The organism is Zooshikella sp. RANM57, assembly GCF_050749885.1.
Classification (GTDB): domain Bacteria; phylum Pseudomonadota; class Gammaproteobacteria; order Pseudomonadales; family Zooshikellaceae; genus Zooshikella.
Genome location: NZ_JBOIUB010000001.1, coordinates 68,494 through 82,602, shown reverse-complemented (window position 1 = coordinate 82,602; position 14,109 = coordinate 68,494). Strand labels below are relative to the sequence as shown.

Annotated in this window: 10 protein-coding genes; 2 read left to right on the top strand and 8 right to left on the bottom strand. The window is 42.2% G+C overall.

Features of this window, described 5'->3' with window-relative positions:
* Positions 1-11: 11 nt before the first annotated feature.
* From ACQ96U_RS00410 to ACQ96U_RS00385, 6 genes are all read right to left on the bottom strand, one after another.
* A complete protein-coding gene (locus ACQ96U_RS00410; protein ID WP_431719250.1) occupies positions 12-1,478 on the bottom strand; it encodes a sigma-54 dependent transcriptional regulator in 1,467 nt (488 codons plus the stop codon).
* A gap of 376 nt (positions 1,479-1,854) precedes the next feature.
* Positions 1,855-2,163 (bottom strand): hypothetical protein, encoded by a 309-nt coding sequence (locus ACQ96U_RS00405; RefSeq protein ID WP_431719249.1) that lies wholly within the window; start codon positions 2,161-2,163, stop codon positions 1,855-1,857.
* An 89-nt stretch (positions 2,164-2,252) separates the two neighbouring features.
* Positions 2,253-2,648: a flagellar export chaperone FliS gene (fliS, locus tag ACQ96U_RS00400; protein ID WP_431719248.1), complete on the bottom strand. Its 396-nt coding sequence runs from the start codon at positions 2,646-2,648 to the stop codon at positions 2,253-2,255.
* Positions 2,649-2,733: 85 nt separating this feature from the next.
* A complete protein-coding gene (gene fliD / locus ACQ96U_RS00395) occupies positions 2,734-4,734 on the bottom strand; it encodes a flagellar filament capping protein FliD (RefSeq protein WP_431719247.1) in 2,001 nt (666 codons plus the stop codon).
* Between the two features lie 192 nt (positions 4,735-4,926).
* The gene (locus ACQ96U_RS00390; protein WP_431719246.1) at positions 4,927-5,361 is read right to left on the bottom strand and encodes a flagellar protein FlaG; all 435 of its coding nucleotides are present in this window, start codon (positions 5,359-5,361) and stop codon (positions 4,927-4,929) included.
* Positions 5,362-5,450: 89 nt separating this feature from the next.
* A complete protein-coding gene (locus ACQ96U_RS00385; RefSeq protein WP_431719245.1) occupies positions 5,451-7,478 on the bottom strand; it encodes a flagellin in 2,028 nt (675 codons plus the stop codon).
* Positions 7,479-8,077: 599 nt separating this feature from the next.
* On the opposite strand from ACQ96U_RS00385, the gene ACQ96U_RS00380 reads away from it, so the two are divergent.
* Positions 8,078-8,854, top strand: coding sequence for a hypothetical protein (locus ACQ96U_RS00380; protein WP_431719244.1), 777 nt, complete (start codon positions 8,078-8,080; stop codon positions 8,852-8,854).
* 164 nt (positions 8,855-9,018) lie between these two features.
* On the opposite strand, the gene ACQ96U_RS00375 is transcribed toward ACQ96U_RS00380, so the two are convergent.
* Complete coding sequence (locus ACQ96U_RS00375; protein ID WP_431719243.1) at positions 9,019-9,426, bottom strand: flagellar protein FlaG; 408 nt, start codon at positions 9,424-9,426, stop codon at positions 9,019-9,021.
* A gap of 89 nt (positions 9,427-9,515) precedes the next feature.
* Positions 9,516-11,543 carry a flagellin gene (locus ACQ96U_RS00370; RefSeq protein WP_431719242.1) on the bottom strand — a complete coding sequence of 676 codons (2,028 nt, stop codon included), beginning with the start codon at positions 11,541-11,543 and terminating at the stop codon, positions 9,516-9,518.
* A 435-nt stretch (positions 11,544-11,978) separates the two neighbouring features.
* Between ACQ96U_RS00370 and ACQ96U_RS00365 the strand changes: the two genes are divergently transcribed.
* On the top strand, positions 11,979-14,075 hold the full coding sequence (locus tag ACQ96U_RS00365; protein WP_431719241.1) for a flagellin: 2,097 nt from the start codon (positions 11,979-11,981) through the stop codon (positions 14,073-14,075).
* Positions 14,076-14,109: the final 34 nt, after the last annotated feature.

Below are 14,109 nucleotides of genomic sequence, written 5' to 3'. Positions count from 1 at the left end.
GATGTTACTGATTAGCCATTCGCTGAAAATGACTCTTTTCGGTTAAGGCCATATTTACGCATTTTTTCGACCAACGTAGTGCGGCGAATATGCAGTCGCTCTGCAGCTCTGGCGACAACGCCATGACTATCATCTAGCGCCTGCTTAATAAGCGAACATTCCAGGTTACTGAGGTAATCTTTTAAATCCAATCCATTAACAGGTAATAGTGCTGGTGAATCAACGCCAACCAAGCCACCAGACGTAATGTTTGTTTCAGGAAACATAGCAGCAATATCCGCATTGCTTTCATCTTGAGGAGCAAGATGCCGAAATTTTTTCGGTAGTTCTTGCACGCCAATAACACCATAAGGATACATAATGGCTAAACGTTCTACTAAGTTTGCCAACTCCCGAATATTGCCGTGCCAATCATGACGACACAACGACATAATGGCTGCTGAATTAAAACGAATTGACCCTCGTTTTTCATTCTCCATTCGTGAAATTAATTCATTCAGTAATAACGGAATATCTTCCACCCGTTCACGAAGGGGAGGCATTTCAATTGGAAAAACATTAAGCCGGTAGTATAGGTCCTCACGGAATGTTCCCTCTTGAATCATATCTTCCAAATGTTTATGGGTGGCCGCAATTATTCTGACATCGGCTTGTATTGCCTTAGTGCTCCCTACGCGTTCAAACACTTTTTCTTGCAGAACCCGTAATAATTTCACCTGCATTTGTAAAGGCATATCGCCAATTTCATCCAAGAAGAGTGTACCGCCCTGGGCTAACTCAAATCGACCAATACGTGTTGAAATGGCCCCCGTGAATGCGCCTTTTTCATGACCAAATAATTCACTCTCCAGCAGTTCACTGGGAATCGCCCCACAGTTCACAGGTACAAATGGTCCGGAACGACGATGAGAATTATAATGCAGGTTTCGTGCAACCACTTCCTTACCCGTGCCCGACTCTCCCGTAATCAGTACACTGACATCCTTATCCGCCACCTGAGCCATCATTTCCCGCACTTTCTGCACCTGGCGACTGGTACCGACCAAGCTCCGAAATAACTGAAGTTCTCGCTGCTGTCCACGACCTCGGCTCTTATTGAAATGCTCTCGAAAAACCTGTGCTCGATGTAAAGAATCAAGCAGCTTGTTATAGGTGGGAGGAAAGTCAACATTAGCAATCACTTGTTGGCGATGATCCATATTCATATCCTCAGGCAGAGCCTGATCACCAATCAGTAATACAGGTACAGAAGGCTCCCAATCATGGATATGTTGGATAATCGTTATAAGTGGCTGGGAAATCTGCCCCAAAAAAATAGCGGCCACATCCTTTATCGCATCAACATCAACAGTAGCTTGTTGCCACTGACTATCTTCAAGTAGCAGGACTTCCTCTCCCAAAAACTCGAGAATAATCTTCAGGTCATCACGACGATGCGGCTCACTATCAACGAGTAGTATCTTTGCTTCTTGCCACATGAGCGTTGCTCTCTGCACACACGCTAAAAAATGAGTATTTAATACGGATACCTACGGGACATATTGCGACAACGACTCAATGACCCAAATAAGCAACAAGACAGTTTTTGGACAGGTTACTGACAAAACCGTTGTTGTCTTGAAAAAACGCTGGTTTTTTGACTCAGTATGTGTGAGTAAAGACAATAAAAAAGCGTCGGTCAAATGACTCGGAGAGTTAAAGGCAGGGTAATTATCTCGGCCTAAGACAGTAAGCAGGTATTCAAAAACCTATGAATACTTTCTCTCTAACGGCTAATGAGAGATATTAAAGAAGTACAACAATAGAACGGTTATAACAATACATTCATACAAACTAATATATTATTATGGAAAGTTATTGCATTTGCTGGTAAACAGCAACGCCTTGTTTGTGTCGCTGTAGACGATGAAGCTCAGCACTTAATGATTGTTTATGTGCAGCACACGCATCAATGACGTGCTGGTAAGTGCTTAATAATTTTCCCATAGCCACTAATAAATCAGCGGGAGCACCCTGCTGCATTGCAGCACCAACGATATGGCGACAACGTCCATCTAAGTCAGTTACACTTGACCAGTCTTGGTTTAGTAAAGCATGTTGCAGATCGCTTTGTAGCTGCTCTAATTGCGCAACTGTCATGCTACCTCGATCAGAGCCTGTCATAACCATCCACCTTAACCACGTGCATTATTCAATATCAGACTTTTTAGTTAATCAGCTAAACAACGGTATCAAAACGAAACGCTATGAGGTTAAGACTTAACCACTTCAGCGCGAATCTCATCCCAACCATCCTTGACTGTTTTAACAAGCTTGATGACCTCATCGACTTTGTCTGCATCGTTATCTGCATTGGCATTAAATAACTGCAATTCCATATATTGATATAAATTGTCCAAATTAACCGCCAACTCTCCACCCTGGTCATGGTTTAAAAATGAACGTAAACCTTCCAGAATTTCAATCGACTTGTTAATAAAAACATTTTTAGCTTCAAAATCTTGACGCAATATAAAACCACGGGCAGTGGCCAGCCGCTCAATTAATCCGTCATATAACATCTGAATTAGCTTATGAGGGTCGGCATCAATAACCCCTGTCTCTCGATTTACTGACTGATATTGCTGAAGTTGATTCATTGCATTCATCGCTACATCCTATGCCTGTTGCTTAACTAGTCGTTTTTTGGAACAGCCACGTGTTAGAAACGCAGCACTTTTATTATTTTCTATTTTAATTTTTTTGGTTAACGCCATTCAGCGCATCCAACTGCTGCTTAATGTAATCCTGAGTGGACTGCAATTTAGTCACTAAAATATCCGCAGCGATAAACTGCTTGGTTATTCGATCACGAAAACTTTCCAGACGTTCATCAAGTTTTACTCGCTCATCGCTTATTTGCTGCAGTGTTGTATTGAGGCCATCCGTTTTAGTCGTTAATACACCATCAACTGAAACGAAGTTTGTAACCAGTCCAACTAACTGCTCTGCAACGCCTTCAATAAATGTCACCGTTCCTCGATCACCCGTACTCCCCCCCGTGATCTGCACTTGAATACCCGTACTGTCATCACCCGTGGCAGCTTTTAGTGTTTGACCAATCCCTGTTGCCGTTTGGCCATTGATGGTTCCAGCCACATCAACGCCATCCGTCCCTGAAGCAACAGAAAGTCCCAGGGTCGCGGTTGAATTAGTATCAACTTGAGTAACCTCAACAGTTGAGCTACTTCCATATTTTGTCGATGTGATTTGCAACTGATTACTGCCATCAACACTGACATTGACGGTAGCATTAGCACCTTTTAAGTTACTATCCGCATTAATTTGGCTAGCAATTTCTGTCGTCAATTCATCCAGTGTGTAGCTGCCATTAGTGAGGGTTATGTCAGCAGACTCAACTCCATTAACCTTAATTTTAAAGGTATTATTATCATCATCAATGGTCACAGGTGCTACCAGCCCAAGGCTTCCTGTCAGTGCTCCCCGGGTGGCAAGTTGCGTCACATTAATGCTATAGCTACCGGCTTTTGTTAAGTCTGTTGAAGAAAGAAACTTAACCTGACTGTCGGTTGTACGTCCCTGTTCAGCAAAAATCGCCATAATATCATCGCGGGACGAGGCTAATTTCTGCTTAAAGACTGTGGCATCAAAAATCAGGGTGCCACTATCAGAGGATGCCTCTCCAATACTGGCTTTAGTGGTAATACCAATCTCAGAGAGAGTTCTCACCCCCGCATTTTCTAACCCGCTGACCACATTACCCAGCAAGTTACGTGTTTGTGACATGATATTACGAAGCGAAGCATCCCCTAACAAACTTCCAGATTGATTGGTGGATGTGTCAAAGGCTGTGACTTCATTAACCAGGGTTTGCAGCTCATTGTATTTATCAACAAAATCCTGAACACGATCAGTAATACCACTACTATCAAGCTCGAGCTTTAATGTCGCCGGTGCACCCGCATTTTTACCCGTTAGGTTTAATGTCACTCCCTCAATTGCATCATCAATGACATTGCTGCTACGTGTGAGGGTAATACCGTTAATTTTGACAGTGCTATCCAGTGCTGCGACGGTTTCAGTTAGATTTTGTGCACTACCGTTGTATGCCAGCTGAGATAAACCTGAAGTATCAGTGTTATTACCATCATCATCGGTAACTGTTACTTCAATAGCGTTATCAAGCCCCGTTTCTGTCGCGGCCAATACCAGTTGATAACCACTCCCCGTATCAATCACACTGGCTGTCACACCAAGGTCTGACTCAGCATTAATCGCATCACGCACACCTTCAAGTGTGTTATTACCGTTATCGATAGTAATGGCTGCGGAAGTGCCTCCAGCGGTAATATTCAGTGTACCGGTGCCTAATGTTGTTTCTTTATCAACAAAAACACCTGTAGCAATGGAGTGTGCTTGTGCCAGCTCTGTCACTTCAACACTGTAAGTTCCTGTTATTGCTGAGGAGTCATCAACCGTTGCTGAAAAGTTACTGGCTGTTGATGTGGCTTTTAAAGCACCTAAAGCATCAGGATTACTTAAAACACGTGCAGAAAGTCGAAAGTTCATCAGTGCACTTTGAATACGGCCAAAGTCAGATAACTGCGTATTGATTGCAGCTTCCTGCTTATCTAAACGCTTTACAGTAGGTTCACGTTCAACCTGCACTAACTGGTCAATCAGCTCTGAGCTAAATACACCTGAACCAAAACCTACTGAACTAATGCTGGCCATAAGATCATTCCTTTCTGGAATTGCTGCATCACGCGGCTAATCAAATTGTCGTTACTGATAAATCTTTTTACTCAACACAAAATTGATTATCCTTTCATCAATTATAGTAACGGCAAGAAGCGGCAAATCTTTACCAGTTTTATCCATTTAACGTTTAACCTTGCAAATATGCCTAACATCAAGACGTTAGCCTCACACCTTCGTGTTAAGTAACTCTAATGATGTTGAATCTTTCAAATCTCGTGCCAAACGTAGTGCAACTTCATCAGGAATCTGCCGAACAACCTCATCAGTGTTCCGGTCAATGACTGAAATAACAGTTTCACCACTATCAGTATCAAGCTTAAACAATAAGTCACGTTGTACCGTCTGCACATAGTCATTGAGCTGAGCTACGGCCTGTTCAACTTGTTCCCGAAGCGTTTCCTGCTTATCCAGCAGTTGATCTTCTGTAGCTGACTGGGCTTCTTGCACAGCTTTTGCTTGTGAGGTTTGACCTGTGGCCGTAAGGGATTGACTAACATTCACCTGTCCTCGCTGATCAGTCTGCTGAGGCAAGGGCTTACCTTTACTTGTATCAAGCTCACGAGCGCTAACAACGGACGCTGACACTTTGAGGTCATTCATAGCGCACCTCATCTATCCTTTTGAACCAACACGTATACCCAGGCCATTGCTGGCCTGGGTGTGGTCCATCCCTCTTCACTGGCGTCCTGTTACTGCAGGAGTGCCAGAACCTGCTGTGGCCTTGCATTGGCTTGTGCCAAGACTGAAATACCTGCCTGTTGGAGCACTTGTGCTCTACTCAATTCAGCCGTCTCTGCCGCAAAGTCCGCATCCTGGATACGAGAGTTGGCAGCGGATAAGTTTTCACTGCTGATTGACAGGTTATTAATGGTTGATAGGAAACGGTTTTGGATCGCACCCAATTCCGCTTGTTGTTTGGATATTTGCTGTAAGGCATTATCAACAGAGACAAGTGCCTCGTTAGCACCCTCAACAGAGGTGATATCAATATCTCTTACCAGTTGACCGACTTCCTGTCCTCCAAAAGTACCAACTTGGAAGCCTGCATTAGCAATATTGCCGGTATCTGTTGATAGCTCAAACTGCCCTCCAGAGAGGAGAGCTACAGAGCTTCGTGTAGTGGCTACAGAGAAGCCTGCATTGGCAACCACATTGATTGCACTAACATCAATGTTACGACCATCTTCAGCTAATAAGCGGAAAGTGCTACCAAATGCTTCTGCTTTAACACCTGTTTGACCTGACTTGGTATTAACAGCGGAGATAATAGTGTTTTGAATATCACTCGTAGTATCAGCAGCCCCATAAGATATGGCAATACTTATGCCATTGATGACCACGTTACCGCTTTGTGCTGTACCTGTAGTAATTGTCCCACCAGTAACAACCGTTGTATTAGCAACAGCAGTGACACCAGTTTGATCACTCACTTTATTGATAGCTGCAGCTTTAGATATCGCTGAGCCGTCATTTTGAGTGGTTGATGCCGTATCAAACGATGACTGAGAAGGCCCAACCGCAACCCCATTGATAACAAGGTCACCAGTCACTAATGCGGTAGCAGTAACATTATTGCCGACTGCACCACCATTCACCCCGCTAAAGGCCCCGACTTCAAACCCTGCGTTATCAATATTACCTGTGGTGGTATCAAGGCTAATATCACTGCCATCTTGAGAGATTAAAGTAAAGGTACCTATGTATGTACTATTTCCTGTTGCCAACCCAAAGTCAGCTGAGGCATTACCTGATACCTGGAAGATATCAACATTTCTCCCATCTTCAGCAGTTAGCGTAATACCTGTTGTCGCATTTCCATCATAGGATGCAATGACACCCGTTTGACCTGATTTTTCATTAATTGCTGTAACAACGGCCTGTAAGTTAGCTTCAGTACTAAGAGCACCATCAGTCACTAAGTCAATAGTTACTCCATTAACAGTTATTTGACCCGTCTTATCATCAGTGTTTGAGTAGGTATTACCAGCTACAGCATTAGAGTCAACTCGAGCAATAACACCCGTTTGATCTGATACTTTGTTAACCGCTGCCGCTTTAGCGATTGAACTTCGCTCTTGGAAGGCTGTAGAAGACGTATCATCAACACCTGAGGATGCACCAACAGCAATACCATTAATAACTAAGTCACCAGCGCTTAGCTGAGCATTACCTGTCACATTGGACGAGATACCCGCTTCAAGTGCCGAGCCTAAACCATCTGTTGATACTTTGGCAATACTGACACCAATGGTATCTCCAAGGTTGGCCCCTGTCTGAAAGATAGTATTGTCAAATGAACCATCTAACAGCTTTTTACCGTTGAAATTCGTTTTCTCAGCAACATTTTCAATTTCTGAAATAAGTTGCTGTACCTCGGCATTAAGTGCTTCCCGATCTATTTCAGTGTTACTACCGTTAGAGGACTGCAATGCCAAGTCACGAATACGCTGTAAGTTTGTGGTAACCGATTTTAAGGCACCTTCAGCGGTTTGCGCTAAAGAGATACCATCATTTGAGTTACGAATTGCGACATTGGTACCGCGGATTTGTGATTCAAAACGAGTTGAAATCGCCAGGCCAGCAGCATCATCACGTGCGCTATTAATACGCAAACCAGATGAGAGCCGCTGTAATGCAGTATCCTGCGCAGACTGTGATCTATCTAGATTACGCTGGGCATTCAGCGAGGCGATATTGGTATTAATTATTTGTGGCATGTCTCAAACTCCTGCTCACTACTTCATCCAACAAGCCATCTCATCAGGCCATCCCTTCATCCGAACTTGCGCACCGAATTCATGGCGATAACCTGTCTATTCCTGTTAGCGACATGCCCAAAAAAAACTTTAACTAATTCACAATATTTTTTTCATCAAAGCAATACGTCTCTATAAACAACTGTTAAAACAACGCGAATCCCTAGCCTCCACATATCAAAATACAGACACTGTTAGTTTTTTTTACAGACCAAGATTATCTACCTAATTGGAATAAACATACTTTTTTGAAAAGCAACAAATTATAAGTGAGACATAATTTGAATTTTTTGTTTTTCATTATTCCAACCGTGAACAAAAACATGTTTTTTTCTCATAAAAGCAAACTAAATCACTGTTTTTATGGGAATTAATCACATAAAGGTTTTTTTACAGCAATTATTTAAAATTTTAATAAAAATTCATAATATATTGTTTTTATTGTATTTTTAATTTGTGGCACAACATATGCTTATACCTCTCGCTCGCAAGCATATTGTCTTTTGAAGTAACTCACAGATTTTTTATTACGCGCCATAGGCGTTATAGGGAGATTCTAAATGAATAAATTAGCTGCATTGTTTGCTACAACAGTTGTTGCAGTGTCTTCACAAGTAATGGCTTCACCTTTAGGTGGTGACATCACAATTTATGATGGTAATTCTCAAGCTGGATCATACAATGACTGGTATGGCAGCACACACGAAGATCAAGAAGTTGAAGTTGGCCAGTCAGGTACTCAATTATTCGATACTGAAGCTGTAATTAAAAGCTCTAACTACACTGTTGGTCTTGTAAGTGGATTTGACCTAAAAAATGGTCAAGGTCAATATGCTTCAGGTGATATCTTTATTGATCTTGACGGTGATTTCTCATCAAATACTGGTGCTTACGGTCCAGGCCAGCAAGTAAAAGATACTTTTGGTTATGACTATGTGCTTGATATTGACTGGAATCAATTAACTTACACTGTTTTCAAGTTAGATGCTGACTCAGAAACATTAACAACGACTTTAAACAATCACCAATTCTCTAACCCTTGGGCTTATGCAGGTGGTGGTCAGCAAGTAACAACAGGTTCTTTCACTCTTGACCTATTGACTGATGCTCAAACAGGTTATGAAGGTGATGCAGAAATCGGTCAAGCATCTCACTACTATGCGAATGGTTTTGACTTAAGCTTCTTAGGTGAAGGTACAGACTTCTGGCTGCATTACACTATGGAATGTGGTAATGATTTGCTTCACGCTAAAGGTACAGTACCTACTCCTTCAGCTTTAGCATTGATGGGTCTAGGTCTTTTAGGTTTGACTCGTATCCGTCGCAAAAAAGCATAAATAAAAATAGAGACAAATAAATCTACTTTGTCTTTCATTTTTGTTTTTTAAATAGTCGCCTTTGGGCGGCTATTTTTTTATCCTCTTTCTGCTTATAAAAAATACTAACCATTAACTTAAACGTATAAAAATCTTAATCACAGTAACACACAATTTAACCACTACTAGGCCTGTTGTTTAATTAATATTAAATCGCCATTTTCTTTTAGATTTTTAGCTAAACGCAGTGCAAGCTCCTCAGGAATTTGCCGAATAATTTCTTCAGACTTCCGGTCAACCACAGAAATCACAACTCGCCCGGCATCATCATCTACTTTAAATAAAAGATCTCTTTGCGTAGCAGAAACAAATTCATTTAACTGCTCAACAGCAGCATTAACTTGCTGTTCATTGAATGCTTTGGGTTGATTAACATTAACCTTCGGCTCTGCATTTTCAACTCGCGGCATTTCCCCCTGTTGAACTTTATGTGTCGTATTTAACGACGACTGTTTTTTAGTCTCATCAACAGTAGGTGTGACCACAGGAGAACCTATTGGTGTTATACCTCCCATGATAATGTCCTCTTTCATGACCATGCCCAAACCGCTATAGGATTTGGGCTGGTTATTAATACACTAAGCTAATTTAAACTTCCCTCTCACTAAAGGGATTCATGCTGTTACTGCAGTAAAGACAACACTTGTTGGGGTTGTGCATTGGCTTGAGCCAATACCGAAATACCCGCTTGCTGCAATACAGTAGCACGACTCATTTCAGCAGTTTCAGCGGCAAAGTCTGCATCCAAAATACGAGAGTTTGCAGCGGACAGGTTTTCACTATTAACCGATAAGTTACTAACTGTTGATAAAAAGCGGTTTTGCAAGGCACCAAGCGCTGAAATCTGCTCAGAAACTCGACTAATCGCATTATCAATGGATATTAACGCATCATTTGCGCCACTCAGGGTAGAAATATCTAAATCATCCAATAGCTGCCCTGCTTCTTGCCCACCAAACGTACCTATTTGGAAACCAGCCCGGTTTATCGAACCTGTATTTGAGGTGAGTGTAAACTGCCCTGCTGAAGTCAGTGACACTGAACTATAAGTGGTTGCTACAGAAAAACCCGCATTTGCTACTGTGTTTATCGCACTGACATCTATATTTCTTCCATCATCAGCGATCAACCGGAAAGTACTGCCAAACGCTTCTGCTCTAACCCCATTCTGCCCTGACTTAGAATTAACCGCATTAATAATAGTATTTTGAATATCACTTGCAGAATCATTGGCGCCATAGGAGATTTGGATATCTACCCCATTAATAACCACATTACCACTTTGGGCAGTACCTGTTGTAATGGTTCCACCAGTGACAATCGTGGCATTTGCTTTTGCTGTCACCCCAGACTTTTCACTCACTGCATTTATTGCTGCCGCTTTTGCGATAGCACTTGCTGCGTTACCTGTCGTTGACGATGTATCTAATGATGTTAACGAAGCTCCAACTGCAACACCATTAATGACTAAGTCACCAATAGATAATGCGGTATTCGTAACGTTATCACCCACCGAGCCACCATTTACCCCACTGAAGGTACCTACCTCTAATCCCGCATTATCAATATTACCTGTCGTTGAATCGATAGTAATATCTTCACCGTCTTGTGAAATTAAAGTAAATGTACCAAAGTACGTGGTGTTCCCTGTGGCTAACCCGAAATCTGCAGAAGCATTTCCTGATACATTTTGTATATCGACATTTCTGCCATCGTCAGCAACTAATGTAATCCCTGTGGTTGAATTGCCATCAAAAGATGCGACAACACCTGTTTGGCCAGACTTTTCATTAATTGCAGTAACGACCGCCTCTAAATTTGCCTCGGTGCTTAATGCGCTATCTGTCACTAGATCAATCGTCACACCATTAACGGTAATTTGCCCGGTTTTATCATCGGTATTGGAGTAACTACCTCCTGCAATAGTTGCCGCATTAACTTTAGCAATAACGCCCGTTTGTTCTGAGACTTTATTGATCGCTTCTGCTTTCGCTATTGCTCCCCGCTCTTGATAATTAGTAGAGGATGTATCATCTGCGCCTGAAGATGCACCGACAGCAATACCATTAATGACTAAATCACCTGCATTTAACTGGCTATTACCCGTCAACATTGAAGAAATACCCGCTTCAAGCGAGGTACCTAATGAATCTGTACTGGTTCTTGCAATACTCACTGAAATGGTATCACCTAAATTGGCCCCAGTTTGAAAATAGGCGTTTGAGAAAGATCCATCCAACAGATTTTTACCATTAAAATTGGTTTTTTCAGCCACACTTTTTATTTCTGCAACAAGCTGTTGAACCTCTTGATTTAATGCATCACGATCAATATCGGTATTACTGCCATTAGCCGATTGTAATGCCAGTTCTCTGACACGCTGTAAGTTACTAGAAATTGAATTCAACGCACCTTCTGCCGTTTGTGCCAAAGAAATACCATTATTTGCATTTTGTATGGCAACAGATGTTCCGCGTATTTGTGAAGTAAACCGAGAAGAAATCGCTAAACCGGCTGCATCATCTTTTGCACTGTTAATTCTCAAACCAGACGACAAACGTAGCATTGCTTGCTCTTTATCTGATTGAGAAATACCCAGATAACGCTGTGCACTGATAGAGGCAAGGTTAGTATTAATGACCTGAGGCATGTGATCGCTCCTTACTTAGTCAGTTACTCCCTTTACCAACACACCTCAAATACTGCTTATGGGGGAGATCTAATGTTCCGTAGTATTTTTAATAACGACCACAAAGTGATTTCCTTTAGTTTTTTTCTCACTTTTTTATAAAAATATTTACTGTCGTATAACCGTCATTTTACTGCATATTTAACTTCATTTAGTTTTTTACCCGTCACTATTTTTCGGCATTTTTTTGCCGCCCATCTCTATTAATAAACACATCATTATTCGTATTAAATTGAAAATAATAGTTTTTTTATTCAATGGCATAAGAGTTGCTGTTTTGCTCTTAGTCCAGAAACAGTCTCTATTTTTTATTTAAGGGATGTCTTGAAGGTTAAGGTTGAAGGTTAAGGTTATAGTGCCGACCACTCAGCACCATCCAGGCGGGAGACAAGGAACATGCCACAAGTTATTAATAGCAATATTCCCTCGTTGAATGCTCAACGCAACTTAAATCGTTCTCAAAATCAATACGCCGTTGCACTACAACGCTTGTCGTCTGGTTTGAGAATTAACAGTGCGAAAGATGATGCTGCAGGTTTAGCGATAGCAACTCGTTTTGATGCGCAAATTTCAGGGCTTGGCGTTGCCATTCGCAATGCTGGCGATGGCGTATCTTTAGCCCAAACCGCAGAAGGTGCGCTTGGAGCCATGCAAGACAATTTATTACGTATTCGTGATCTTGCATTACAAGCCGCCAATGCTTCCAACAGTGCATTAGACCGTGAAGCTTTAAATGCTGAAGTACAACAGTTAAAAGCCGAAGTACAACGCTTATCTGAACAAACCAATTTTAATGGCACCAAACTCCTGGATGGCACCTTTAAAAGTGTTTCATTTCAAATTGGCGCCAACGAAGGGGAAACTGTTAGCTTTGGTATTGATGGTGCTCGCGTTGATGAGTTAGGCGCAGCCCAAACCGTAGGTGTAAGTGCCAGAGGAACCACCAATGCCATCACACAAGGTGACTTAATCATCAATGGCGTTACCATTACCAGCTCAAAAGCCAGCGATGACACCGCGTCAATTGCCAATAAAAGTGCGAGTGCCATTGCTAAAGTTTCTGCCATTAATAGCCACTCTGATGAAACCGGTATTACGGCAGAAGTACTGACAAATACCGTTGCAGGTACCAACCAAACAGTGGCAGATCAGTCAGGTAATATTTTCCTTAATGGCGTGAGAATTCCTTTGGCCGTGGGTACAAGCTTAGCGTCTGATGCCAACCGCGATGCGGTAGTTGCAGCAATCAATGCCTATTCAGGGCAAACGGGTGTCACCGCAATTAATACCGGAATTGATGCCTCTGGCATTACATTAGAAGCTGAAGATGGCCGAAATATAACGCTCGTCTTTGGTCGCGGGGGAACTGATGATTTAACCGCTGCGGCAACAGGGTTACCAACAGGTAATGTCGCCGCAGGTGATCCACCTACTGCAGCAGAAGAACTGAATGGAACAACAGCAGGAGGCTTTACCTTAATCAGTCGAGATAACAGTGATATCAAAATAGACCAAGGCCCAGATGGTCAGCTTAATGCGAATGTAGGGTTAGCGGTTGGAACATACAGTGGTAGTCAAGCATTTGTATCATCCCTAGCCGATTCAGGAAACAGTCTAAACACAGGCGATATAGTCATTAACGGTGTACCGATACCTGCAGGTAATGTATTAGACGATACGGCTTCATCAACCAGCAAAACCACCAGTGCGATTACTAAAGCTGCCGCTATCAATAAAGTCAGCGAGCAAACTGGAGTAACCGCCAAGGCCAACCCCAATTTAGTGAATGGGGCTTCGATGACCCCAGCAGCCCTTACGGGTAATATCACCATAAACGGAGTTACAACCGCGACATTTAGTACATCAGCTGATGCCGAAGAAAGTCGCCTAGCAGTTATTGCTGCCATTAATGCCATTTCCGGTCAAACAGGCGTGACGGCAATTGATACTGGTAGTACAACAGGTGGAGTACAACTACTTGCGGAAGATGGCCGTAATATTGACATCAGTTTTTCAACACTCACCAGTGCTGCAACAGGCATAGCCGCTGCTGATACCTATGAGTCTTCAATACAAATATCATCGGCAGGTTCTTTTACCTTAACCTCAAATACAACAAATGGCTTAACTAACCAGGGACTTACTGCAGGTACATTTGGTGGGGCAGAAACTGGACAGTTTATTGAAGATGTTGATATTTCAACAGTAGATGGCGCATTGACAGCTTTAGACGCTATCGATAATGCCCTTCAATCCATTAATTTACAACGTGCAAAATTAGGTGCTATCCAAAACCGCTTTGAGTCAACCATCGCAAATCAGGCAATTGCCCAGGAAAATTTAAGTTCTGCAAATTCAAGAATAAAAGATGCCGACTTTGCTCAAGAGACGGCAGAACTCAGCCGAACCACGGTATTACAGCAGGCAGGAATTTCAGTTTTAGCCCAAGCCAATGCTCAGCCACAACAAGTATTAAGTTTATTACAAAGCTAACACTGTATTTTAATTCGCGCATCATTCATTATAT